At 66.3% G+C, this 24,227-nt stretch carries 19 protein-coding genes; 17 read left to right on the forward strand and 2 right to left on the reverse strand.

Translation table 11 applies throughout. The features are described from left to right. The first annotated feature begins 107 nt into the window (after positions 1 to 107). From rho to ACZ5BH_RS05420, 5 genes are all read left to right on the forward strand, one after another. A complete protein-coding gene (gene rho, locus ACZ5BH_RS05400) occupies positions 108 to 1,364 on the forward strand; it encodes a transcription termination factor Rho (protein WP_464890893.1) in 1,257 nt (418 codons plus the stop codon). A 219-nt stretch (positions 1,365 to 1,583) separates the two neighbouring features. Next, positions 1,584 to 1,919, forward strand: a complete 336-nt coding sequence (locus tag ACZ5BH_RS05405) for a DUF3135 domain-containing protein (protein WP_464890894.1) — start codon at positions 1,584 to 1,586, stop codon at positions 1,917 to 1,919. A 122-nt stretch (positions 1,920 to 2,041) separates the two neighbouring features. Further along, positions 2,042 to 2,248: a 50S ribosomal protein L31 gene (gene rpmE, locus ACZ5BH_RS05410; RefSeq protein WP_464890895.1), complete on the forward strand. Its 207-nt coding sequence runs from the start codon at positions 2,042 to 2,044 to the stop codon at positions 2,246 to 2,248. A 4-nt stretch (positions 2,249 to 2,252) separates the two neighbouring features. Next, positions 2,253 to 3,044 (forward strand): thermonuclease family protein, encoded by a 792-nt coding sequence (locus ACZ5BH_RS05415; protein ID WP_464890896.1) that lies wholly within the window; start codon positions 2,253 to 2,255, stop codon positions 3,042 to 3,044. A 65-nt stretch (positions 3,045 to 3,109) separates the two neighbouring features. After that, positions 3,110 to 4,378 (forward strand): malic enzyme-like NAD(P)-binding protein, encoded by a 1,269-nt coding sequence (locus ACZ5BH_RS05420; protein WP_464890897.1) that lies wholly within the window; start codon positions 3,110 to 3,112, stop codon positions 4,376 to 4,378. Between the two features lie 375 nt (positions 4,379 to 4,753). On the opposite strand, the gene ACZ5BH_RS05425 is transcribed toward ACZ5BH_RS05420, so the two are convergent. Together ACZ5BH_RS05425 and ACZ5BH_RS05430 are read right to left on the reverse strand one after the other, a co-directional pair. Further along, on the reverse strand, positions 4,754 to 5,365 hold the full coding sequence (locus tag ACZ5BH_RS05425; protein WP_464890898.1) for a hypothetical protein: 612 nt from the start codon (positions 5,363 to 5,365) through the stop codon (positions 4,754 to 4,756). 163 nt (positions 5,366 to 5,528) lie between these two features. After that, on the reverse strand, positions 5,529 to 8,129 hold the full coding sequence (locus tag ACZ5BH_RS05430; protein WP_464890899.1) for a penicillin-binding protein 1A: 2,601 nt from the start codon (positions 8,127 to 8,129) through the stop codon (positions 5,529 to 5,531). Between the two features lie 189 nt (positions 8,130 to 8,318). On the opposite strand from ACZ5BH_RS05430, the gene ACZ5BH_RS05435 reads away from it, so the two are divergent. From ACZ5BH_RS05435 to gltB, 12 genes are all read left to right on the forward strand, one after another. Further along, positions 8,319 to 9,389, forward strand: a complete 1,071-nt coding sequence (locus ACZ5BH_RS05435; protein WP_464890900.1) for a pilus assembly protein PilM — start codon at positions 8,319 to 8,321, stop codon at positions 9,387 to 9,389. Further along, positions 9,389 to 9,952 (forward strand): PilN domain-containing protein, encoded by a 564-nt coding sequence (locus ACZ5BH_RS05440; RefSeq protein WP_464890901.1) that lies wholly within the window; start codon positions 9,389 to 9,391, stop codon positions 9,950 to 9,952. The genes ACZ5BH_RS05435 and ACZ5BH_RS05440 overlap by 1 nt, the downstream gene beginning before the upstream one ends. Beyond that, positions 9,949 to 10,584 (forward strand): type IV pilus inner membrane component PilO, encoded by a 636-nt coding sequence (locus tag ACZ5BH_RS05445; protein WP_464890902.1) that lies wholly within the window; start codon positions 9,949 to 9,951, stop codon positions 10,582 to 10,584. The genes ACZ5BH_RS05440 and ACZ5BH_RS05445 overlap by 4 nt, the downstream gene beginning before the upstream one ends. A gap of 17 nt (positions 10,585 to 10,601) precedes the next feature. Beyond that, on the forward strand, positions 10,602 to 11,138 hold the full coding sequence (locus tag ACZ5BH_RS05450; protein ID WP_464890903.1) for a pilus assembly protein PilP: 537 nt from the start codon (positions 10,602 to 10,604) through the stop codon (positions 11,136 to 11,138). 21 nt (positions 11,139 to 11,159) lie between these two features. Then, positions 11,160 to 13,247, forward strand: a complete 2,088-nt coding sequence (pilQ, locus tag ACZ5BH_RS05455; protein WP_464890904.1) for a type IV pilus secretin PilQ — start codon at positions 11,160 to 11,162, stop codon at positions 13,245 to 13,247. Between the two features lie 51 nt (positions 13,248 to 13,298). Further along, complete coding sequence (gene aroK, locus ACZ5BH_RS05460; RefSeq protein ID WP_464890905.1) at positions 13,299 to 13,817, forward strand: shikimate kinase AroK; 519 nt, start codon at positions 13,299 to 13,301, stop codon at positions 13,815 to 13,817. A gap of 49 nt (positions 13,818 to 13,866) precedes the next feature. After that, positions 13,867 to 14,973 (forward strand): 3-dehydroquinate synthase, encoded by a 1,107-nt coding sequence (gene aroB / locus ACZ5BH_RS05465; RefSeq protein ID WP_464890906.1) that lies wholly within the window; start codon positions 13,867 to 13,869, stop codon positions 14,971 to 14,973. Further along, on the forward strand, positions 14,966 to 16,117 hold the full coding sequence (locus tag ACZ5BH_RS05470) for a deoxyguanosinetriphosphate triphosphohydrolase (protein WP_464890907.1): 1,152 nt from the start codon (positions 14,966 to 14,968) through the stop codon (positions 16,115 to 16,117). Before aroB ends, ACZ5BH_RS05470 begins: the two co-directional genes overlap by 8 nt. 205 nt (positions 16,118 to 16,322) lie before the next feature. After that, entirely contained in the window at positions 16,323 to 16,577 is a 255-nt protein-coding gene (locus tag ACZ5BH_RS05475) for a WGR domain-containing protein (RefSeq protein WP_464890908.1), read from the forward strand. Beyond that, on the forward strand, positions 16,574 to 18,763 hold the full coding sequence (locus ACZ5BH_RS05480) for an SPOR domain-containing protein (RefSeq protein ID WP_464890909.1): 2,190 nt from the start codon (positions 16,574 to 16,576) through the stop codon (positions 18,761 to 18,763). The genes ACZ5BH_RS05475 and ACZ5BH_RS05480 overlap by 4 nt, the downstream gene beginning before the upstream one ends. 102 nt (positions 18,764 to 18,865) lie before the next feature. Beyond that, positions 18,866 to 19,369 carry a hypothetical protein gene (locus tag ACZ5BH_RS05485; RefSeq protein ID WP_464890910.1) on the forward strand — a complete coding sequence of 168 codons (504 nt, stop codon included), beginning with the start codon at positions 18,866 to 18,868 and terminating at the stop codon, positions 19,367 to 19,369. A 236-nt stretch (positions 19,370 to 19,605) separates the two neighbouring features. Further along, positions 19,606 to 24,075 carry a glutamate synthase large subunit gene (gltB, locus tag ACZ5BH_RS05490; RefSeq protein WP_464890911.1) on the forward strand — a complete coding sequence of 1,490 codons (4,470 nt, stop codon included), beginning with the start codon at positions 19,606 to 19,608 and terminating at the stop codon, positions 24,073 to 24,075. The last annotated feature ends 152 nt before the right edge of the window (positions 24,076 to 24,227 follow it).

Below are 24,227 nucleotides of genomic sequence, written 5' to 3' on the forward strand. Positions count from 1 at the left end.
CAACCCCAGACCCGAACATTCCTTACCGTCGTCACCGTCCGCGCAGCGTCCGCTGTGCCGGCGTCGAATCCGGCATTACCCACTTTTCCGATCAAAGACCCACACCCATGAACCTGACAGAACTCAAGAAGACTCCGGTCCCGGAACTCATCGAGCTGGCCACCGCCAACGGCATCGAGGGCATGTCCCGCGCCCGCAAGCAGGACATCATCTTCGCCATCCTCAAGGCCCACGCCAAGAGCGGCGAGGACATCTACGGCGACGGGGTACTGGAGATCCTCCAGGACGGCTTCGGCTTCCTGCGCTCCCCCGACAGCTCCTACCTGGCCGGCCCCGACGACATCTACGTCTCGCCCAGCCAGATCCGCCGCTTCAACCTGCGCACCGGGGACACGGTCTCGGGCAAGATCCGGCCGCCCAAGGATTCGGAACGCTACTTCGCCCTGCTCAAGGTCTCGGAGATCAACTTCGAGCCGCCGGAGAACGCCAAGAACAAGGTCCTGTTCGAGAACCTCACGCCGCTGCACCCCACCGAGCGCCTCAAGCTGGAGATCGGCAACGGCTCCACCGAGGACATCACCACCCGGCTCATCGATCTGGTGGCGCCCATCGGCAAGGGCCAGCGCGGCCTCATCGTCTCGCCGCCCAAGGCCGGCAAGACCATGATGCTGCACGACATCGCCCATTCCATCACCCACAACTACCCGGAAGTGCACCTGATCGTGCTGCTCATCGACGAGCGGCCCGAGGAAGTGACCGAGATGGCCCGCTCGGTGCGCGGCGAGGTGGTGGCCTCCACCTTCGACGAACCCGCCTCCCGCCACGTGCAGGTGGCCGAGATGGTGATCGAGAAGGCCAAGCGCCTGGTGGAGCACAAGAAGGACGTGGTGATCCTGCTCGACTCCATCACCCGCCTGGCGCGCGCCTACAACACCGTGATCCCCTCCTCCGGCAAGGTGCTCACCGGCGGCGTGGACGCCAACGCCCTGCACCGGCCCAAGCGCTTCTTCGGCGCGGCGCGCAACATCGAGGAGGGGGGCTCCCTGACCATCCTCGCCACCGCCCTGGTGGAGACCGGCTCGCGCATGGACGACGTGATCTACGAGGAATTCAAGGGCACCGGCAACATGGAGATCCACCTCGACCGGCGCATCGCCGAGAAGCGGATCTACCCGGCCATCAACATCAACCGCTCCGGCACCCGCCGCGAGGAGCTGCTCACCAAGCCCGACGAGCTGCAGATGATGTGGATCCTGCGCAAGGTGGTCCACGACATGGACGAGGTCGCCGCCATGGAATTCATGCTCGACAAGCTCAAGGCCACCAAGACCAACGCCGACTTCTTCGACTCCATGAAGCGGTAACCCGCGCGCATTCAACGCAAAGGCGCGAAGACGCAAAGGGCGCCCCGACAAGAAACACAAATCGCCTTCGCGTTCTTTGCGCCTTCGCGCCTTTGCGTTAGATTTTCTTTTTTATCAAAATCTTACACAAATCTCCCGGACTTTGACTTTCCGGCCGGATCGGCGGATCATTGAAATGTGGCGTTTTGCACGCCATATCTCGTTGACGAGGTATCCGCCATGAGTCAGGCCAAGCCCGCCAGCCGCATCGACTTCGACCAGTGGTCGCAACTGGCGAAGCGCGATCCCGAATCCTTCGAGCGCCAGCGCAGCGCCCTGCTGGACGCCTGCATCGCCCGCGCCTCCCGCAGCCACCAGGATCGCCTGCGCCGCCTGCAGTGGCGCATCGACCGGGTACGGGACACCGCCAGCAACCCCATGGCCGCCTGCGTGGCCATCTCCGACATGATGTGGACCACCTTCCACCAGCTCGGCGAGGCCTATCAGCAACTGGCCGAGGAGCGCCCCGCCCCGCCCCGCCGCAGCGCGCGCATCCTGCCCTTCCGCCGGCCCTGACCGGCGCCGGAAAGCCCTTGCCGCCTGCGGCCGATTTCCGTATGATCGCCGGCCCTGTTGCAAGCGTGTGGTGCCCGGAGAGGCCGGGAGAGCGACACGCCCCCTTGGAGACCTGAGCCATCATGAAAGCCGACATCCATCCCGACTACTGCGAGATCACCGTCACCTGCAGTTGCGGTAACACCTTCCAGACCCGTTCCACCGCCTGCCGCGATCTGAGCATCGAAGTCTGCGCCCAGTGCCATCCGTTCTACACCGGCAAGCAGAAGCTGGTGGACACCGCCGGCCGCGTGGACAAGTTCCGCCAGAAGTACGGCATGAAGAAATAAGGCGATGCCCTGGCGCATCGGCGGAAAAGGGGCGCTGCGGGCGCCCCTTTTCGTTTGCCTGCTGCTGGCCGCCACGGCCTGCACGGGCCGCGGTCACTGCCCGGCGCCCGCCGACGCCCGGCCGGTCGAACTGGCCGAGGTCATCGACGGCGACACCATCCGCCTGGCCGACGGGCGGCACGTGCGTTTCATCGGCCTCAACACCCCCGAACGGGCCCGCGACGGCCGCCCCGCCCAGCCGCTCGCCGAGGCCGCCACCGCCCGCCTGCGCAGCCTGCTCGCGGACGGGCGGCTGCAACTGGAGATCGGCCGGGATCCGACCGATCACTACGGCCGTCTGCTGGCCCATCCCTTCCTGCCCGACGGCACCAACGTCACGGCCCGGTTGCTCGAGGCCGGCCTGGGCTTCCAGGTGGTGGTGCCACCCAATCTGCGCCATGCCGACTGCTATGCCGAGGCCGAGGCCCGGGCCCGGCAGGCCCGCCGCGGCGTCTGGCGCGAGGCCGCCTTCCGGCCCGTGCCGGCGGACCGCCTCGGCCCCGCCGACACCGGCTTCCGCCGCGTCACCGGCACCGTGTCCCGGGTGGGCGAGAGCCGCACCGCCTTCTGGCTGAACCTCGGACCGGGCTTCGCCCTGCGCCTGCCGAAGAAACACCGGCATCATTTTGCCCGCCATCCCCGCGACTTCGCCGGCCGCCGCCTCACCGTGCGCGGCTGGGTCTATTACGTGAAAAACCGCCGCGAACTGCGCATGAACCTCAACCATCCCGGCATGATCGAATCTTCCCAACCCTGAGGCGACTCGTCCCGCCGCCCAGCCACAAGCTACAATCGCCCCGATCACTCACACCCGGAACCATCATGAACGAGCAAACCGACGACACCCTCACCCGCGCCGCCCTGCGCTATCACGCCGAACCCGTCCCGGGCAAGATCGGCACCCTGCTGACCAAGCCCTGCCAGACCCAGGACGATCTCAGCCTGGCCTACACCCCCGGCGTGGCGGCGCCGGTGCGGGCCATCGCTGCGGATCCCGCCAGCGCGGCGCGCTATACCAACAAGTCCAATCTGGTGATGGTGGTCACCGACGGCACCGCCGTGCTCGGCCTCGGCAATACCGGCCCCCTGGCCGCCAAGCCGGTGATGGAAGGCAAGGCCGTGCTGTTCAAGCGCTTCGCCGACGTGGACGCGGTGGACATTGAGGTGGATGCCGAGGACAGCGAAGCCTTCGTCGATACGGTGCGACGCATCGCGCCCGGCTTCGGCGGCATCAACCTGGAAGACATCGCCGCCCCCGCCTGTTTCGAGATCGAGCAGGCCCTCAGCCGGCAGGTCGACATACCGGTATTTCACGACGATCAGCACGGTACGGCCATCATCATCGCCGCCGGCCTGCTCAACGCCCTGGAGATCGCCGGCAAGCCGCTGGCCGCGGCGCACATCGTCTGCGTGGGGGCCGGGGCTGCCGGCATCGCTGCCATGCGCATGCTCCGCCATCTGGGCGCCCGCCGGATCTACCTGGTGGATCGCCGGGGCGTGGTCCATCACGGACGGGATCACGTGAATCCCTGGAAACACGAATTCTCCCGCGAAACCACGCGCCGCACCCTGGCCGATGCGGTGCGCGGCGCCGACGTGTTCATCGGGGTCTCCGGCCCCGACCTGCTCACCCCCGCCATGCTCCAGACCATGGCCGAGCGGCCCATCGTCTTCGCCCTCTCCAATCCCGATCCGGAAATCGATCCGGCCCTGGCCAAAGCCACCCGCGACGACGTGATCCTGGCCACCGGGCGCTCGGACCACCCCAACCAGGTGAACAACGTGCTGGGCTTCCCCTACATCTTCCGCGGCGCGCTGGACGTGCAGGCCACCTGCATCAACATGGCCATGAAGGTGGCCGCGGTGCACGCCCTGGCCGAACTGGCCCACGAACCGGTCCCCTCCGAAGTGCTGGACGCCTACGGTCTCGACCATCTGGAATTCGGCCCCGACTACCTGATTCCCAAGCCCTTCGATCCGCGCCTGAGGGAGAAGGTGGCCGGCGCGGTGGCCGAGGCAGCCATTGACACGGGCGTCGCCCGTGTCAGGGACGGGGGACGAGGGACGAGGAACGAGGACGGGAACGACTAAATACACCTTCCAAATATCCGTCCATGATGCAATGGGTGCACTGAGCCCTGCGGGCCAGGGAGGCGTTTCGTGACCTTCGGCCGCAGGGATGCGGCCGTAGAGCCTACAGGGACGTATTCACGGCGTGTCACGAAATGCCTCCCTGGCCCGCAGGGCGGTGGCGGAGGCGAGATCCCCGTGTGTCTGGTCTGACATTTGGAACTTCCATCCAGACGCGTTCAGAAAGCGCCGTTACACGACTTCGATAGAATTCGGAATCATTGCGGGAAATATCGGAACAGCTCTTTCCTCGGCCCTCGTCCCTGGCTCTGGCATCCTGCTTCGCTCTACCTCCTACATCCCTGTAGTCGTCGGCCCTGTCCCGTGGTCACCTGATCACGCCCCGGCCAGAAGCGCCTCCACCTCTTTCCGATCAGCGCGCTTCATGGGCTTGCCGTCCACGGGACTCAGCGGCGCCTGACGGGAGCCGTCGAGGGGGAAGACCACCACCTCGAGTGGCGTGTCCTCGGCCAGGAAACGGTACAGGGGCAGGGTCTGGTAACGATCGGCGCCGAAGCGCAGGCGCTTCTCGCCGGTTTCGAACGGGATGCCCCGGTCGAGCAGGAACAGATCGATCTCCTCGGGCGTGCCCGCATACAGATGCAGGCTGATCACCGAATGCTCGTCGGCCGTGCCGCGCAACACGCTGCCCACCAGCCGCGGCCGGAAATCGGCGAAGAACCGCATGGCCTCCAGGGCCACCTCGCGCAGATGGCGCAGGGCCCGGGGCTGGCTGTCGGCACGGAAAATCCGCTGGTGGGTGACCAGGGCCAGCTCGATCTCCGCATTGCTGGGCATGTTGCGGGTGTCCATGGCCCCGAGCCGTTCGGCGGCCTTGCGCTTGGCGGCATAGAAATCGCGGGTGCCGGATTCGAGCAGGATGCGCGCGGCCTCCTGGGCGAGACGTTCGCGCATCTGGCGTTCGCGGCCGTGGCGGGCTCCGGTCATTTCTGGACTCCTCTATCGCCGGTAGCGGTTGACAGACCGCTCGATTTGTCCGGCAAGCATCTCGGCGTATTGACCCTGCTTGCCGGCTCCGCTGCGCTTGAGCCGGCCTACACATGCTGCACCGCACACAGGGTGTCGAAAAACGGTGTTTTTCATCACCCTGCTAGAACAGCTCTTCGGTGATGTCGCCCACCGGCGCGCCCGTACTTCCGTCGCTTGCCACCGGGGGTGAGGCCTCCGCCTCGGCCTCGCGGGTCGGCACGTGATCGGCGCGGAAAAATTCGAACAGGGTCTCCGGGCTGTCGGCCCCGGCCAGCTCGCCGGTGCGGGCGTCGATGCGCACCGAGACGATGCCCGGCGGCTGTTCCAGGGGAATTTCCGGCGTGTCGCGCAGCGCCGCCCCCATGTAGCTGATCCACATGGGCAGGGCGGCGCGTGCGCCGGTCTCGTGACTGCCCAGGGGCCGCGGCTCGTCGAAGCCGACCCAGGCGATGGTCACCAGGGCCGGGTTGAATCCGGCGAACCAGGCATCGCGCTGGTCGTTGGTGGTGCCGGTCTTGCCGGCCAGATCCGTACGGCGCAGCACCAGGGCGCGGCGACCGGTGCCGAAGCGGATCACGTCGCGCAGCATGGTGTTCATGATGAAGGCCACCTGGGGCGAGAGCACCCGCGGGGCATATTCGGGCTGGCGGGGCCCCTGCAGCACCTGCTCCCGTTCCTCGGGGGGCATGGCCGCAAGCTGCGCCTCGGCCGCCTCGCGCCGCGCCGCGTCGGCCTCGGCCCGGGCCTTTTGCGCGGCCAGTGCCTCGGGCGAGGGTTCGGGCTCGGACTCGCCCGCCTCGCGCCGGGCCTGCGCGGCTTCCTGCGCCTGGCGGGCCCGCTCCTCCTCGGCATCGGCGCAAGCCGCACAGACCGTGCGCGGACGGGTCAGCATCACCACCTTTCCCTGGCTGTCGAGCACGTGATCGATGAGCCAGGGCGTGATCCGGTAACCGCCGTTGGCGAACACCGCATAGCCGCGGGCCAGTTCCAGGGGCGTCAGCTCGCCACTGCCCAGGGCCAGGGAGAGATCCCGGCGCAGGCTCTCGTTGCGGAAACCGAAACGGCGCACGTAGCGCACCGCATAGCCGATCCCGATGTCGCGCAGCAGGCGGATGGAGACCAGGTTGCGCGACTTGATCAGGGCCTGGCGCAGACGCGTGGGGCCGTAGAAGTGGCCGCTGTAGTTTTCCGGCCGCCAGGTGTCCTCGAGGCCGGGCGCCTCGAACACCACCGGCGCATCGTTGATGATGCTGGCCGCCGTGTAGCCCTTGTCCAGGGCCGCCGTGTAGATGAAGGGCTTGAAGGCCGAGCCGGGCTGGCGCCGCGCCTGGGTGACCCGGTTGAACTTGCTGGCATAGTAGTCGAAACCGCCCACCAGGGCGTCGATGCGCCCGTCCTGCGGCTCCAGGGAGATCAGGGCGCCGGCCACGGTGGGTTTCTTGGCCAGCCAGCTGCAGCCGCGCCCGGCACGGGCCACGTAGACGATGTCGCCCTCGCGCAGGATCTCGTCGGCCCGCGCCGGTTCCGGGCCGAGATGGTTGTCGTCCACGTAGCGGCGGGCCCAGGAGAGCTTCGACCAGGGCAGCCAGGCCACCCGGCCGTCGGCGGTCCAGGCCCAGGCCGCCTGGTCCTCCAGGGCGAAGATCACCGCCGGTTCGAGATTGCCGCTGGGCCGGTAGTCGGCCAGCGCCGCCTCCCAGTGCGCCATGTCGTCGCTGTCGGCCTCGGCCAGCGGCGCCACGTGCCCTTCGACGCCGCGATAGCCGTGACGGCGGTCGTAGGCCAGCAGATCGTTGCGCAGGGCGGCATTGGCGGCCCGCTGGCGGGCCGCGTCGATGGTGGTGTAGACCTGATAGCCCTCGGTGTAGGCGGCGCTGCCGAAGCGGCGGACCATCTCGTTGCGCACCATCTCGGCCACATAGGGCGCTTCCAGGTCCACTTCCTGGCCGTGCACCTCGGCGTGCACCGGATCGGCCAGGGCCGCGCGGTACTCCTCCTCGCTGATGTATCCGAGACTGCGCATGCGGCCCAGCACGTAGTCACGGCGCAGGCGGGCCCGCTCGGGGTTGACCACCGGATTGTAACGGGACGGGGCCTTGGGCAGGCCGGCGATCATGGCCATCTCCGGCAGGCTCAGCTCGTCCGGGCGCTTGCCATAGTAGACCTGGGCGGCAGCGGCAAAGCCGTAGGCCCGCTTGCCCAGGTAGATCTTGTTCAGGTACAGCTCGAGGATCTGGGGCTTGGTGAGTTCGTCCTCGATCTTCAGCGCCAGCAGGATCTCGTTGAGCTTGCGCAGATAGGTCTTCTCGCGGCTGAGGAAGAAGTTGCGGGCCACCTGCATGGTGATGGTGCTGCCGCCCTGGCCCTTGCGTCCGGTGCGGATCAGGTTCAGGGCCGCCCGCAGCAGGCCCTGGTAGTCGACGCCCGGGTGCTCGAAGAAGCGATCGTCCTCGGCAGCCAGAATGGCCTGGATCAGCCGCGGCGGGAATTCCTCATATTTCATGGGGGTTCGCTTCATTTCGCCGAATTCGGCGATCAGCGCCCCTTCGCGGGAATAGACCCGCAGGGGCACCTGCAGTTTCACGTCCCGCAGCGAGTCGATGTCGGGCAGCCGGGGGGTGAGATAGAGCCAGGCCCCGAGCAGACCAAGGGCGCCCAGAAGGGCCAGGGTGAGGGTGACGGCCACCGAAAATGTGACCAGTTTCTTGAAAATGGGCTTCATTTACGTCTTTTGGATAAAGAACCGCGCGGAGGGCTCCGATACTGAAGGAATCGTGAGTATACTGCCTGGGGCGAGTCGACACTATACGAGATATTTGTATTTATTCATTACTTGACCTATAGTTGACTCTAAAACCTAAAGTAGTTATACACCTATTTCACCTAACCCCTAGTCACGCAAAGAGAAAATATGGGCCTGGCCGACCTCTTCAAGCCGAAAAAGCCACCCGTTCTCGGGCTCGACATCAGCTCCACCGCGGTCAAGCTGCTGGAGCTGGGCAAGAGCGGAGACCGCCTGCGGGTCGAGAGCTACGCGGTGGAACCCCTGCCCCCCAATTCGGTGATCGAGAAGAACATCTCGGACGTCGAGGCGGTCGGCGAAGCCATCAAGCGGGCGGTCAAGCGCTCCGGCAGCCGCACCAAATTCGCGGCGGCAGCGGTGGCCGGTTCCGCGGTCATCACCAAGACCGTGTCCATGCCCGCCAACCTCAGCGAGGATGAGCTGGAGCAGCAGATCCAGCTGGAAGCCGATCAATATATTCCCTACCCCCTCGAGGAAGTGAACCTGGACTTCGAGGTGCTCGGCCCCACCGAGAACGACCCGGAACGGGTGGACGTGCTGCTGGCCGCCTCCCGCTCGGAAAACGTGGACGTGCGGGTGGCGGCCATCGAGCTGGCCGGGCTGAAGGCCAAGATCATCGACGTGGAAGCCTACGCCATCGAGAACGCCTTCCAGCTGCTGGCCCCCCAGCTGCCCGAACAGGGCATCGACCAGACCATCGCCGTGGTGGACGTGGGCGCCACCATGACCACCCTCAACGTGATGCACGATCTGAAGAACATCTACACCCGGGAACAGGTGTTCGGCGGCAAGCAGCTCACCGAGGAGATCCAGCGCCGTTACGGCCTCTCCTACGAGGAGGCCGGCATGGCCAAGCGCCAGGGCGGCCTGCCCGACAACTACGTCCCGGAAGTGCTCGAGCCCTTCATGGAGGCCATGGCCCAGCAGGTCAGCCGTTCGTTGCAATTCTTCTTTTCGGCCAACCAGTACAGCAGCGTGGATCACATCGTGCTGGCCGGCGGCAGCGCCATGATTCCCGGCATCGACGAGCTGATCGCCGACAAGCTCGGCGTGCACACCTCCATCGCCAACCCCTTTGCCAACATGACCCTCGCCTCCCGGGTCAAGGCACAGAGCCTGAGTAACGACGCCCCGGCCCTGATGATCGCCTGCGGCCTGGCCCTGAGGAGTTTCGACTGATGGCCCGTATCAACCTGCTCCCCTGGCGCGAAGAACAACGCAAGGAACAGCTCCGGCAGTTTCTCACCATCCTGGGCCTCTCGGCCCTGCTGATGCTGGCGATCATCGCCCTGGTGCACATCCAGATCGCCAACCAGATCCAGAAACAGCAGTCCCGCAACGATTTCCTGAAGAAGGAGATCGTCAAGGTCGAGAAGCAGATCAAGGAAATCGACAACCTGGCCAAGGAACGCAAACGGCTGCTGGCGCGCATGGAGGTCATCGAGCAACTACAGCGCAACCGCCCGGAAATCGTCCATCTGTTCGACGAAATCGCCAAGATCATGCCCGAAGGCACCTATCTGGTCAGCCTCAAGCAGCAGGGCAAGAACCTGATCCTCGAAGGCCGCGCCCAGTCCAACGCCCGGGTCTCGGCGCTGATGCGCAACATCGAGGCCTCGCCCTGGCTGGCCAATCCGCAACTGCAGGTGATCAAGAAGGATCCCAAATCGGATAGCGATGAACGCAGCTTCGTCCTGCGTGCCGTCCAGCTTCGCCAGGCGGAAGAGAAGAAAGCCTCATGAAAGACATCGATCTGAACAACCTGGACTTCAGCAATCTGGGCGCCTGGCCGGTGCCGGTCAAGGCCGGTCTGATCGTGGTGGCCTGCATCCTGATCCTGGTGGCCGGCTACTTCCTCGACATCCAGGGCCAGCTCGACGACCTGGAACGCGCCCGGGCCCAGGAAACCCGCCTGAAAAAGGAATTCGAGCAGAAGCAGTCCAAGGCCGCCAACCTGGACAAGTACAAGGCCCAGCTCGAGGAAATGAAGAAGTCCTTCGGCGCCATGCTGCGCCAGCTGCCGAGCAAGACCGAGGTCGAGGATCTGCTGGTGGACATCTCCCAGACCGGCCTGGCCGCCGGCGTGGAGTTCCAGCTCTTCCAGCCCGGCCAGGAACGCCAGATCGAGTTCTACGCCGAGCTGCCCATCAAGATGAAGATGACCGGCACCTATCACCAGTTCGGGCGCTTCGTCAGCGGCATCGCCGCACTGCCGCGCATCGTCACCCTGCACGACATCAACATCAAGCGTGACAAGAACAACAAGCTGGTGATGGAGGTCACGGCCAAGACCTACCGTTACATGGACGAGGCGGAGATCGCCGCCGCCCGCAAGAAGAAGGCCAAGAAACGCAAAGGCCGCAGACGCAGATAAACCGGTAAAGTACTGATATGGCAGGCAATCGAACCCGCATCCCGCTCGCCCGGCTCCTGCTGCTGGCCGCCCCCCTCCTGGTGGCCGCCTGCAGCGGCACCGAGCATGACGATCTCCGGGCCTGGGTGGACAAGGTCAAGGCCCGGCCGGGCGGCAAGATCAAGCCCATCCCCGAGGTCAAGCCCTACGACACCTTCGTCTACGTGGAAGACGACCGGCGCGATCCCTTCTCGCCCTATTTCGAGGAAGTGCGCCAGCCGCAAGCGAATCCGGGCCTGCGGCCCGACATGAACCGCAAGCGCGAAGCGCTGGAGGAGTTCCCCCTGGACAGCCTCAAGTATGTCGGCACGCTGGAGAAGAAAGGCAAGCTGTGGGCGCTGATCGCTGCCCCGGACAACACGGTCTACCGGGTCCAGGTGGGCAACCACCTGGGCAAGAACTTCGGCGAAATCGTCGAAATCGGCGAGAACCAGATCAAGATCAAGGAAATCATCCCGAACGGTGCCACCGGAGGCTGGGTCGATCGCGAGGCGACCCTCACGCTGGCCGAGTAGGACCTGATGGAGAACACGACAATGAGAACAAACCCTGCTCCCTTCACTCTCTGGCTGCGCAGTCTGATCCACGGCCTGCTCCTGCTCACCCTGCCGGCCGTGGTCTGGGCCAACACCCTGGAGGACATCCAGTTCACCACCCTGCCCGGCGAGCGGGTCCAGATCCGCCTGAAACTGGCCGAAGCGGCGCCGGAACCCTCCACCTTCACCATCGACAACCCGGCCCGTATCGCCCTGGATCTGCCCAACACCCGGTTGGGCCTGAAACAACGCTACAAGGACATCGACGTGGGCGTGGCACGGCGGATCACCGCCGTCGAGGCCGGCGGCCGCACCCGGGTGGTGGTCAACCTGGCCCGGCTCATCGGCTATGAAACCCGGGTACAGGGCAACGAAATCGTCCTCACCCTGACGGACAAGTCGGCCCGCGGCGGCTTCACTGCCGTGGCCGCCAAGGGTACACAGGCGCCCACGCTCTCTGCAGCCGACGTCAACGTGGCCGACATCGACTTCCGGCGCGGCCTCAAGGGCGAGGGCCGGGTCGTGCTCACCCTGGTCGATCCCAACACCCCCATCGACATGAAGAAGCGGGGCAAGCAGCTCATCGTCACCCTCAAGAACAGCAAGCTGCCGGAAAAACTCGAACGCCGGCTCGACGTCACCGACTTCGCCACCCCGGTGCGCACCGTGGACGCCTTCAACCACGGCAACGACGTGCGGCTGGTCATCAGCGCGGCGAACGATTTCGACCACATCGCCTACCAGGCCAACGAGAAGCTGACCATCGACATCAAGCCCAAGCCCAAGAAGGAAGAACTGGTGGGCAAGGAGAAGCGCAAGTTCCCCTACACGGGTGAGCGCCTGTCGCTAAACTTCCAGAACATCGACGTGCGCGCGGTCCTGCAGCTGATCGCCGACTTCACCGGCCTGAACATGGTGGTCTCCGATTCGGTCAGCGGCAACCTGACCCTGCGCCTGAAGAACGTGCCCTGGGATCAGGCCCTGGACATCATCCTCAAGACCAAGGGCCTGGCCAAGCGGGTCTCCGGCAACGTGATGCTGATCGCGCCGGCCGAGGAGATCGCCGCCCAGGAAAAACTGGAACTGGAGGCCGCCAAGCAGGTGGTGGAACTGGCGCCGCTGGTCAACGAGACCATCCAGGTCAACTACGCCAAGGCCGAGGAACTGGCCAAGCTCATCAAATCCAAGGAGCAGGGCCTGCTTTCTGCGCGCGGCTCGGTGACCGTGGATCAGCGCACCAACAAGCTGCTGGTCACCGACACGGCCGATCACATCGACGAAGTGATTGCCCTGGTCAAGGAGCTGGACATTCCCATCCGCCAGGTCCTGATCGAATCGCGGGTGGTGCTGGCCGGCACCACCTTCAGCAAGGAGCTGGGCGTGAAGTTCGGCGTCTCCACCACCAAGGCCGCCAACGGCCAGATCACGACCTCCGGTTCGCTCAACTCGGCCGACAGCTTCAACCAATTCAGCACCACGCCCCAGCTCGACCAGCGCCTGAACGTCAACCTCCCGGCCACCTCCCCGACGGCCGGCCGCATCGGCCTGGCCATCGCCAGGCTGCCCTTCGGCACCCTGCTGGATCTGGAACTGTCCGCCGCCCAGGCCGAGGGCAAGTCGGAGACCATCTCCAGCCCGCGGGTGATCACCGCCAACCAGCAGGAGGCCACCATCGAGACGGGCACCGAGATCCCCTACCAGCAGGCCGCTTCCAGCGGCGCCACCTCCATCTCCTTCAAGAAGGCGGTGCTGAGCCTCAAAGTCACGCCGCAGATCACCCCGGACGAGCGGATCATCATGGATCTGGAGGTCACCAAGGACAAACCGGACTTCTCGCGTGAAGTCCTCGGCGTACCCCCCATCGATACCAACAAGGTCACCAGCCAGGTGCTGGTGGACAACGGCGAGACCATCGTCCTCGGCGGCGTCTACGAGCAATCCAAGACCCAGAACATCAACCGGATCCCCTTCTTCGGCGATCTGCCTCTGGTGGGCGGGCTGTTCCGCAACCGGGCCGAACAAGACAGCAAATCGGAACTGCTGATCTTCATCTCCCCCAAGCTGCTCAAGGAAGAAACTCGCCTCTGAGTTCCGTCAGGCCCATCCGGCGACAACGCCGGATGGGCCGCCTTTCCTGACATGGCCTCACGACCCAACATCTTCCTCGTCGGGCCCATGGGCGCCGGCAAAACCACCATCGGCCGCAAGCTGGCCGAGGCCCTGGGCATGGACTTCGCCGATTCGGATCAGGAAATCGAGACCCGCACCGGGGCTACGATTCCCTGGATCTTCGACGTGGAAGGGGAAGCCGGTTTCCGCAAGCGCGAGAAGGCCGTCATCGACGAGCTGACCCGCCGCCCCAATCTGGTGCTGGCCACCGGCGGCGGCGCCGTGCTGGACCCGGAGAACCGCCGCCATCTGCAGGCCCGCGGCACCGTGATCTACCTCCACGCCAGCCTCGACGAGCTGCTGGCGCGCACCGGCAAGGACCGCAACCGCCCCCTCCTGCAGACCGCCGATCCCCGGGCCCGGCTGGAGGCCCTCCTGCGCGAGCGCGAACCCCTCTACCGCGAAGTGGCCGACATCGTCTTCGAGACCGGTCAGCGGGGCATCCGCCAGGCGGTCCAGGCCCTGCTTCGCCAGTTGCAGGCGCAATGACGCCATTGCCGATATAATTAGGCAACCGCTCCCGCAACCCGGCAAGGCCATGAAGACCCTCACCGTCGACCTCGGCGATCGCAGCTATCCCATCCACATCGGCCAGAACCTGCTCGGCCGCGCCGAACTGATCCGCCCGCACGTGCGCGGCACCCAGGTCCTGATCGTCAGCAACGAGACGGTCGCCCCCCTGTACCTCGACAAGGCCCGCCAGGCCTTCGCCGATTTCGAGATCGAGACGGTGATCCTGCCCGACGGCGAGCAGTACAAGACGCTCGAGACCGTGGATCGGATCTACGATGCCCTGCTGCGCGCCCGCTTCGACCGCCACTGCACCCTGGTGGCCCTCGGGGGCGGGGTGGTGGGCGACATGACCGGCTTCGCCGCCGCCACCTACCAGCGTGGCGTCGACTTCCTCCAGCTTCCCACCACCCTGCTGGCCCAGGTGGACTCCTCGGTGGGCGGCAAGACCGGCGTCAACCATCCCCTGGGCAAGAACATGATCGGCGCCTTCCACCAGCCCCGCTGCGTGGTCATCGACACCGATACCCTCGACACCCTGGAAGATCGCCAGCTCTCGGCGGGCCTGGCGGAGGTAATCAAGTATGGCCTGATCCGCGACGAGGCCTTCGTCACCTGGCTGGAAGCCAACATGGCCCGGCTGCTCGCACGGGAGCCGCAGGCCACCGCCGAGGCCATCGAAACCTCCTGCCGGCACAAGGCCGAAGTGGTGGCCGCCGACGAACGGGAAAGCGGCCAGCGCGCCCTGCTCAACCTCGGCCACACCTTCGGCCATGCCATCGAAACCGGCGCCGGCTACGGCAACTGGCTGCACGGCGAGGCCGTGGGCACCGGCATGTTGATGGCCGCCGATCTCTCCGCCCGGGAAGGCTGGCTGAGCCCGGCCGACGTGGCGCGGGTGGAGCGCCTCATCGCCAGCGCCCGCCTGCCGACCCGGGCCCCGGCCTTCATGGACTACGACCGCTTCATGGAAATCATGGCCGTGGACAAGAAGGTCCGCGCCGGGCGCATCCACCTGGTGCTGCTGCGTGCCCTCGGCGAGGCCTTCGTCACCGACCGGTTCGATCCCGGGCACCTGCGCGAGACCATCGAGGCGCTGCGCGCCGCGGATGCTGCCGACAGCCGTCATGCCTGATCTGGCGCCCTGGGCCGCAAGACCGGAAAGCAGCCGCGGGCGGCACTATCCCGAACCGCCCCCCGAATACCGCAGCGAGTTCCAGCGCGACCGGGATCGCATCGTCCACTCCGCCGCCTTCCGCCGCCTGGAATACAAGACCCAGGTCTTCGTCAACCACGAAGGCGACATGTTCCGCACCCGCCTCACCCACTCCATCGAAGTCGCCCAGATCAGCCGCTCCATCGCCCGCATCCTGCACCTGAACGAGGATCTGGCGGAAACCATCGCCCTGGCCCACGATCTCGGCCACACCCCCTTCGGCCATGCCGGCCAGGACGCCCTCAACGCCTGCATGCGCGACTACGGCGGCTTCGAGCACAACCTGCAATCCCTGCGCGTGGTCGACACCCTCGAGGAACGCTACGCCGACTTTCCCGGCCTCAACCTCACCTTCGAGGCCCGTGAAGGCATCCTCAAGCATTGCTCGCCGCGCCACGCCGAAAGCCTCGGCGAGGTGGGCCGTCGCTTCCTCGACAAGACCCAGCCCTCCCTCGAGGCACAACTGGTCAACCTGGCCGATCAGATCGCCTACAACAACCACGACGTGGACGACGGCCTGCGCTCCGGCCTGATCCAGATGCCGCCGCTGCTGGAGATCACCCTGTTCCGGGAACAGTACGAGGAAGTCACCGCGCGCCATCCCGACCTGCCGCAACGCCGGCTGATCCACGAAATCATCCGCCGGCTCATCAACCTGCAAATCATCGATCTGGTGGAAACCAGCCAGCGCACCATCGAAGCCGCGGCGCCAGCCGATATCGACGCGGTCCGCGCCCATCCCGAACCCCTGATCCGTTTCAGCGAAGCGATGCGCGCCGCCAACCAGGAACTCAAACGGTTCCTGCGCCGGGAGCTCTACCAGCACTACCGGGTCCACCGCATGACCCGCAAGGCCAGCCGCATCCTGCAGGAACTGTTCGATGCCTTCTTCCAGGATCCGAAACTCCTCAAGCCGGAACACCAGGCGCGGATCCGCCAACTGGAAGAACGCGACGGCCAGGCCGGCCGCGCCCGCGCCGTGGCCGACTACATCGCCGGCATGACCGACCGCTACGCCATCGCCGAACACCGGCGGATCTTCGATGCCGGGGAGTTGACGTAAATACAGGGACGAGGGACGAGGAACGAGTGGCGAGGGGAAACAAACAAGAACCGAACCACGGTGACAACATCATGATTGAGTCATCTGTTTTCAAAGCCTTGTTTGCCGAATCCTCCACACATCGCCATTTGCACAGCAGTGTTCACAGCCCCTGCACCAACGCCGTCCCTCGTCACTCGCCACTCGTCCCTCGCCACTAATTCTCATGCGCATCTACCTGCAAATCCCCGCCCTCGACGGCAAGCCGCCGCGCTTCTATCACCTGGCGCTGCAACCGGATCTGCTGGGCGGCTGGAACCTGGTGCGGGAGTGGGGCATGCAGGGATCGCCAGGGCGGGTGAAGAAGGATCACTTCGCGGATCGCGACACGGCCCTGGAAGCGCTGTTGCGGGTGCGTGACACCCAGCTCAAACGCGGTTATAAAGTGGTCTTCATGCAGGGACAGGAAGCGCCGCCATGACCGAATACGATGTCGCGCAGCTCGCCCGGCTCGAACCCGCCTATCAGGAGCGGCTCGGTCTGAACACCGCCCCCTTCCCGCCCACCCACGAAGATCGCTTCCTCTTCCTCGACGCCGAACGCCGCCAGCGGCTGCAGATGCTGCAGCACCTGACCCAGTATTCCAACCTCCTCCTGCTGCTGATCGGCGAACGCGGGATCGGCAAGACCAGCCTGCTGGATCGCTTCGCCGCCGAGGCCCGCCCCGAGTGGGCCCTGTGCCGGATCCAGGCCCACCCGCTGATGGACGCCGACCGCCTGCTGCTGGCCATCGCCGAGGGCTTCGGCCTGCCGGCCCCGCCCCACGACCCGGCCGCCCTGCAGGAGGCCCTGTTCCAGCATCTGCTGAAACTGCGCGAGCAGGATCGCACGCCCATCCTGATCATCGACGATGCCCACGAACTGCCCCGCGACGCCCTGCTCGCCGTGTTCCACCTGGCCGATGCGGAAGCCGCCGAAGGCAACCTGTTGCGCTGCATCCTCGCCTGCGAACCCCAGATCGAAACCATGCTGGAGGATCCGGCCATCGCCGCCCTGCGCGAACGGATCACCCACAGCATCGACGTGCCGCCCCTCGACCGCGACACCCTCGGCGACTACCTGGCCCACCGCCTGGCCGTGGCCGGTCACCAGGGGCCCAGCCCGTTCACCGACAAGGCGCTCGATCAAATCTGGCGCACGGCCCAGGGCAATCCGGCCCGCATCAACGAAGCGGCCCACCTGTGGCTCAGCGACGGGGACACCGAACTCCCGCCGCCCCTGGACGAAGCCGAGGCGGAAGACGATACGCCCTCGGCCTGGCGTTACCGCAGCCGCGGACAGGTGGTGGCCGCCGCCGGCGTGGCGCTGGTTCTGATCACGATCCTGATCTTCCAGGATCGGATCAACGCCCTGTTCGAAGCCTCACCGCCGCCCCGCACGGAAACCCCCGGCACGCCCGAACCGGCCACGCCTGAAACGGCAGGGGCAACCCCGACCGCACCTTCCTCCACCCCCAAACCGGCACCGGCCCCGGCCACCGAAGCGCCGCCCCCGGCACCCGTCAACCCCCTGCCCGAAACCGCATCCACGCCAGCGGCCGAAAGCGCTTCCCCCACCGAACCGCCCGGCGACGTACCGCCACCACCGCCTGCCCCCCGTCTCCTGCGCATCAAGCCCGACACGCTCACCGGCAGCCGTGAACCGGTCACCCTCACCCTGCACGGCGAAGGCTTCACCGCCGACAGCCGGATCGAGCTGATCCGCACGCAAGCGCGCCGCTTCCTGCCACCCGAACGCATCACCTGGATCGACACGCGCACGGCCCGCATCACGTTCGTGCCCGGCATCGACGCCGAGACCGTGCAGGTGCGAGTCCACGGGCCGGGCGATCGGGTGTCCGACGCCGGCACCATTCGGATCAACGCCGCCCCCCGGCCACGCACCACGCCCGGCCCGTCAGCCACCACCGGGGCCCCTGCCAAATCCGCCAAACCCAGGCCACCGGCGCCCGCAAACCTCTGGGACACGGACTGGATCAACAGGCAACCCGCAACGCATTACACCCTGCAACTGCTCGCCACCCGCCAGCGTGACAGCGTGCAACGCTTCGTCCGGCAACATGGGCTCGAGGGCCTGGCCGTGGCCTTCGCCAACCCGCGCAACGGACAGACCTGGTACACGGTGATCGTCGGCAGCTTTCCCGATCGGCAAAGCGCGCAACGCGCCTTCCGCCAACTGCCCGCCAGCGCACAAGAGCGCAAGCCCTGGATTCGCCGCTTCGACGGCATTCAGGCCGCGCTCGCCCACACGCCGACGCGCCCCGTCGAGACACTGCCGCTGCATCGTCCGCCGCCGGCAAACCTCGATCGGCATGATCACCTGTCATGGCTGTGGAACCGTGATCCCAGTCACTATGCCCTGCAACTGCTCGCCGGTCGCGACGAAGCCGGCATCCGCCGTTTCCTGCGTCAGCATCAGCTTCTCGGCAAGGCTGTCTACTATCGCACCCGGCGTGGCGAACAAACCGTTTACGTGATCGTTCAGGGGGATTATCCGAGCCGGCAAGACGCACGCAAGGCGATCACCGAACTGCCTGCGGCCTTGCAGAAACTGCGTCCCTGGCCACGCCGTTTCGCCGACATCCATGCCGAACTCGAAGCGCACTGAAACCGCGTTTCCCACCCCATGGCAAAACCCGCTTGCCCTTGTTTCCATACCGTGAATTAGACGCTATACTCGAACACACCGAACACGCTCAGGGGGAATACCATGGCTGCAAAGAAGAAAACCGCACGTCGCAAGACCGCCACCGCCGCCAAGAAGAAAGCGGCCAAGAAAAAAGTGGCGCGCAAGAAGGTGGCGAAGAAAAAGACCGTCGCCCGCAAGACCGCAACGGCCAAGAAAGCTGCCAAGAAGAAAGCGGCTGCACGCAAGAAGGCTGCCGCGGCCAAGCGCAAGGAACTCGATGCCAAGCGCCGCGCCCTCATCGCCAAACTGCGCGAAGATCTGAAAGCCTCCAAGGAAGCGCTGCGCGAAGCCCGCGCCGCCGCCAAGGAAGAAATCCGCATGGCCCAGGACGCCGCCAAGGCGGAGATCGCCCAGCTCAAGGAACAGCTCAGCCTCCTCGCCAAGCGCGAACAGGCCCTGCTCAAGCTCGGCGAGAAGAAAGCCAAGGCCATCGCCGCCGCCGTCGAGCGCTGGGAGAAGAAACAGGTCGCGGCCATCATGAAGAAGGTCGGCAAGAAGAAGCGCCGGCGCAAGGCCACGGCCTGAGCAAGACGAAAGAACGGCCCTGCGGGGCCGTTCTTGCATTCCAGCCTCCGTCTCTCTCCTTTCCGCCATTCCCGCCTGCCGGGAAGGCAACCCCCCTGTGTGGCCGGCCTGCCTGCCCTGCGAATTGAAGACGCCCGCCGCGGGCTGTATACTGCCACACCATTTTGCCCGGGCTTTTTTTGCGCTCGGTCAGCAAAATCAATCATTTGCAGGCAAAAAAGACGGTTCGACTGACAGTGAGCACACCCAAGATCCCCCACCCCGGCCTGTACCGCCCCGAATTCGAACGGGACAACTGCGGGTTCGGCCTGATCGCCCAGATGGACGGCAAGCCCAGCCACTGGCTGCTGGAAACCGCCATCGGCGCCTTGGCACGCCTGACCCACCGCGGCGCCGTGGCCGCCGACGGCAAGACCGGCGACGGCTGCGGCCTGCTGCTGAAAAAGCCCGACAACTTCCTGCGCGGCGTGGCCGGCGAGCTGGGCATCACCCCTGCCGAACGCTACGCCGCCGGCATGGTGTTCCTGAGCCCCGATCCGCAGAAGGCCACCGCGGCGCGCCAGCGCCTCGAAAAGGAACTGAAGGCCGAAGGCCTGCATCCCGCCGGCTGGCGCAGCGTCCCCGTCGATCCCGAAGCCTGCGGCGAGGAAGCCCTGCGCACCCTGCCCACCATCGAACAGATCTTCGTCGACGCCCCCGCGGACATGGACGAGACGGCCTTCGAACGTCACCTCTACATCGCCCGCCGGCGCACCGAGAAGGCCATCGAGCCCCACGACGACTATTTCTATATCCCCAGCCTCTCCGCGCGGGTCATCTCCTACAAGGGGCTGGTGATGCCGGAGAACCTGCCGATCTTTTACCGGGATCTGGCCGATCCGGCCATGGCCTCGTCACTGGCGGTATTCCACCAGCGCTTCTCCACCAACACCTGGCCCCAGTGGCGCCTGGCCCAGCCCTTCCGCTACCTGGCCCACAACGGCGAGATCAACACCATCCAGGGCAACCGCAACTGGTCGGTGGCGCGCGGCCACAAGTTCGAGACGCCCGAACTGCCCATGGAAGACGTGCGCCCGCTGGTCTCCATGACCGGGTCCGACTCCAACAGCCTCGACAACATGCTCGAGGCCCTGCTGGCCGGCGGCATGGACATCTTCCGCGCCATGCGTCTGCTGATCCCGCCGGCCTGGCAGAACGTGGCCGAGATGGACGCGGATCTGCGCGCCTTCTATGAATACAACTCCATGCACATGGAGCCCTGGGACGGCCCGGCCGGCATCGTGCTCACCGATGGCCGCTATGCCGCCTGCTCCATGGATCGCAACGGCCTGCGCCCGGCCCGCTGGGTGATCACCCGGGATCGTCACATCACCCTGGCCTCGGAGATCGGGGTGTGGGACTACGCCCCCGAAGACGTGGTCATGAAGGGCCGCCTCAAGCCCGGCCAGATGATCGCCGCCGATACCGAGACCGGCGAACTGCTGCTGCCCGAAGACATCGACCAGCGGCTCAAGAACCGCCATCCCTACAAGCAGTGGCTGGCGGAACACGCCATGCGGCTGGAATCGAAGCTGGAGGAGGAATCCTGCGAATCGACCCTCTCGCCGGAGGCCATCGACACCTACCAGAAGCTGTTCCAGGTCACCTATGAGGAACGGGATCAGGTGATCCGCGTGCTGGCCGAGGCCGGCCAGGAGGCGGTCGGTTCCATGGGCGACGACACCCCCTTCCCGGTGCTCTCGCGCAAGATCCGCTCTCCCTACGACAACTTCCGCCAGCAGTTCGCCCAGGTCACCAACCCGCCCATCGATCCCATCCGCGAGCAGGTGGTGATGTCGCTGGAAACCTGCTTCGGCCGCGAGCGCAACATGTTCGAGGAGACTCCGGAACACGCCGCCCGCCTGCTGGTGGACTCGCCGGTGCTCTCCACCTCCAAGTTCAACCAGCTCAAGACGCTGGGCGCGAGCAACCCCGACTATGCCTGCGCCACCATCGCCCTCAACCGCGACGGCGGCACGGATCTGAAAGCGGCCATCGAGGCCATCTGCGACGAGGCGGAAGCCGCCGTGCGCGCCGGCAAGGTGATCCTGATCCTCTCGGATCGCGACATCGCCCCCGACCGCCTGCCGGTGCACGCCCTCTACGCCACCGGCGCCGTGCACCACCGCCTGATCCGCGCCGGGCTGCGCTGCGACGCCAACATCGTGGTGGAAACCGGCACCGCCCGCGATCCCCATCACTTCGCCGTGCTGCTGGGCTATGGCGCCACCGCCATTTACCCCTACCTGGCCTACGAGGTGATCCGCGATCTGATCCGCGACGGCGCCATCGACGACAAGGACGCCTGCACCCTCGACGCCCAGTACCGCAAGGGCATCAACAAGGGCCTGTACAAGATCACCTCCAAGATGGGGATCTCCACCATCTCCAGCTACCGGGGCGCCCAGCTCTTCGAATGCGTGGGGCTCGCCCAGGAAGTGGTGGATCTGTGCTTCGCCGGCACCACCAACCGCGTGGAAGGCAGCCGCTTCGCCGAGCTGGAAGCGGATCTGCGGGCACTCGCCCGCCTGGCCTTCAACCCACGCAAGCCGGTGGAACAGGGCGGTCTGCTCAAGTTCGTCCACGGCGGCGAGGAACACGCCTACAACCCCGACGTGGTGCGCACCCTGCAGGACGCGGTGCAAAGCGGCGACTACGCCAAGTACAAGGAATACGCCGCGCTGGTCAACCAGCGCCCGGTGCTGGCCCTGCGCGACCTGCTGGCCCTGCGTGACGACGTGGCCCCCATTCCCCTCGAGGAGGTCGAACCGGCCGAAGCCATCCTCAAGCGCTTCGACTCGGCGGCCATGAGCCTCGGCGCCCTCTCGCCCGAGGCCCACGAAACCCTCGCCGAAGCCATGAACACCCTCGGCGGGCGCTCCAACTCGGGCGAAGGCGGCGAGGATCCGAAGCGTTACGGCACCATCAAGCGTTCCAAGATCAAGCAGGTGGCCTCGGGCCGCTTCGGCGTCACCCCCGCCTACCTGCGCTCGGCCGAGGTGCTGCAGATCAAGATCGCCCAGGGCGCCAAGCCCGGCGAGGGCGGCCAGCTGCCCGGGCACAAGGTCAACAAACTCATCGCCGAGCTGCGCTACTGCAAACCCGGCGTGCCGCTGATCTCGCCGCCGCCCCACCACGACATCTACTCCATCGAGGATCTGGCCCAGCTCATCTACGATCTCAAGCAGGTCAACCCCGATGCCCTGGTGTCGGTGAAACTGGTGGCCGAGGCCGGCGTGGGCACCATCGCCGCCGGCGTGGCCAAGGCCTATGCCGATCTCATCACCATCTCCGGCTACGACGGCGGCACCGGCGCCAGCCCCCTGACCTCGGTGAAGTATGCCGGTGGCCCCTGGGAGCTGGGCCTGACCGAAACCCACCAACTGCTGCGCGCCAACGATCTGCGCGACAAGGTGCGCCTGCAGACCGACGGCGGCCTCAAGACCGGCCTCGACGTGGTCAAGGCCGCGATCCTCGGCGCCGAGAGCTTCGGCTTCGGCACCGGCCCCATGATCGCCATGGGCTGCAAGTACCTGCGGATCTGCCACCTCAACAACTGCGCCACCGGCGTGGCCACCCAGGACAAGGTCCTGCGCCTGGAACACTACCGCGGCGAAGTGCAGTGGGTGATGAACTACTTCCGCTTCATCGCCGAGGAAGTGCGCGAGCTGCTGGCCAGCCTCGGCTGCCGCAAGCTCACCGATCTGATCGGCCGCACCGATCTGCTGCGCATCCTCGAAGGCAGCACCGACAAGCAGCGCCACCTGAACCTGGAGCCGCTGCTCTCCGACGGCGGCGTGCCGGCCGACAAGCCGCGCCACTGCACGGTGCCGAAGAACGAACCCTTCGACAAGGGCGAGCTGGCCGAGCAGATGGTGCGCGACGCCCTGCCGGCCATCGAGAACAAGACCGGCGGCGAGTTCGCCTATGCGCTGAAGAACATCCACCGCTCCATCGGCGCGCGCCTGTCGGGCGAGATCGCCGCCCGCCACGGCAACACCGGCATGGAAGCGGCACCCATCGTGCTGCGCCTCACCGGCACCGCCGGGCAGAGCTTCGGCGTGTGGAACGCCGGCGGCCTGCACCTGTACCTGGAAGGCGACGCCAACGACTACGTGGGCAAGGGCATGGCCGGCGGCAAGCTGGTGCTGCGTCACCCCGCAGGCGCGGCCTACGATCCAACCACCACCCCGATCATGGGCAACACCTGCCTGTACGGCGCCACCGGCGGCAAGCTGTTCGCCGCCGGCACCGCCGGCGAGCGTTTCGCGGTGCGCAACTCGGGCTGCCACGCGGTGGTCGAGGGCGTGGGCGATCACGGCTGCGAATACATGACCGGCGGCCTGGTCACCGTACTCGGCGCCACCGGCAGCAACTTCGGCGCCGGCATGACCGGCGGTTTCGCCTACGTCTACGATCCCGAACACCGCTTCGCCGAGCGCATCAACGCCGACGTGGAGATCGCCCGCATCGGCACCGAGCAGATGGAAGCCTACCGCAACCACCTGCGCAGCGTGATCGAGGAGTTCGTGCAGGAGACCGGCAGCGCCCGCGGCCAGGCCATACTCGACGACTTCGCCGGCGCCATCGGCGACTTCTGGCTGGTCAAGCCCCGCGCCGCCAGCCTCGAAAGCCTGCTCGAAGACCTGCAGGAACGGGCCGCCTAGCCGCCTGCGAAAGGGCCGAAGGACGAGTGGCGAGGAACGAGGAAAACCCGCCCCCGCCTCGGCCCGGAACCGAATCGAAGCCGGTCTCCTTGTCGAAGCCGGCGAACGCCAACAACCGGAGAAACCGGACGACGCCAGGAACCCGCCGTTCC

Source organism: Thioprofundum lithotrophicum (assembly GCF_055387065.1).

Excerpts from the sequence above, each read along its gene's own strand:
- ACZ5BH_RS05450 (WP_464890903.1), top strand. The coding sequence starts at position 10,602 with ATGGCAGGCAATCGAACCCGCATCCCGCTCGCCCGGCTCCTGCTGCTG.
- ACZ5BH_RS05440 (WP_464890901.1), top strand. The coding sequence starts at position 9,389 with ATGGCCCGTATCAACCTGCTCCCCTGGCGCGAAGAACAACGCAAGGAA.
- ACZ5BH_RS05445 (WP_464890902.1), top strand. The coding sequence starts at position 9,949 with ATGAAAGACATCGATCTGAACAACCTGGACTTCAGCAATCTGGGCGCC.
- rho (WP_464890893.1), top strand. The coding sequence starts at position 108 with ATGAACCTGACAGAACTCAAGAAGACTCCGGTCCCGGAACTCATCGAG.
- ACZ5BH_RS05470 (WP_464890907.1), top strand. The coding sequence starts at position 14,966 with ATGCCTGATCTGGCGCCCTGGGCCGCAAGACCGGAAAGCAGCCGCGGG.
- pilQ (WP_464890904.1), top strand. The coding sequence starts at position 11,160 with ATGAGAACAAACCCTGCTCCCTTCACTCTCTGGCTGCGCAGTCTGATC.
- ACZ5BH_RS05475 (WP_464890908.1), top strand. The coding sequence starts at position 16,323 with ATGCGCATCTACCTGCAAATCCCCGCCCTCGACGGCAAGCCGCCGCGC.
- ACZ5BH_RS05415 (WP_464890896.1), top strand. The coding sequence starts at position 2,253 with ATGCCCTGGCGCATCGGCGGAAAAGGGGCGCTGCGGGCGCCCCTTTTC.
- ACZ5BH_RS05435 (WP_464890900.1), top strand. The coding sequence starts at position 8,319 with ATGGGCCTGGCCGACCTCTTCAAGCCGAAAAAGCCACCCGTTCTCGGG.
- ACZ5BH_RS05420 (WP_464890897.1), top strand. The coding sequence starts at position 3,110 with ATGAACGAGCAAACCGACGACACCCTCACCCGCGCCGCCCTGCGCTAT.
- ACZ5BH_RS05405 (WP_464890894.1), top strand. The coding sequence starts at position 1,584 with ATGAGTCAGGCCAAGCCCGCCAGCCGCATCGACTTCGACCAGTGGTCG.
- ACZ5BH_RS05480 (WP_464890909.1), top strand. The coding sequence starts at position 16,574 with ATGACCGAATACGATGTCGCGCAGCTCGCCCGGCTCGAACCCGCCTAT.
- ACZ5BH_RS05430 (WP_464890899.1), bottom strand. The coding sequence starts at position 8,129 with ATGAAGCCCATTTTCAAGAAACTGGTCACATTTTCGGTGGCCGTCACC.
- ACZ5BH_RS05425 (WP_464890898.1), bottom strand. The coding sequence starts at position 5,365 with ATGACCGGAGCCCGCCACGGCCGCGAACGCCAGATGCGCGAACGTCTC.
- aroK (WP_464890905.1), top strand. The coding sequence starts at position 13,299 with ATGGCCTCACGACCCAACATCTTCCTCGTCGGGCCCATGGGCGCCGGC.
- ACZ5BH_RS05485 (WP_464890910.1), top strand. The coding sequence starts at position 18,866 with ATGGCTGCAAAGAAGAAAACCGCACGTCGCAAGACCGCCACCGCCGCC.
- aroB (WP_464890906.1), top strand. The coding sequence starts at position 13,867 with ATGAAGACCCTCACCGTCGACCTCGGCGATCGCAGCTATCCCATCCAC.
- rpmE (WP_464890895.1), top strand. The coding sequence starts at position 2,042 with ATGAAAGCCGACATCCATCCCGACTACTGCGAGATCACCGTCACCTGC.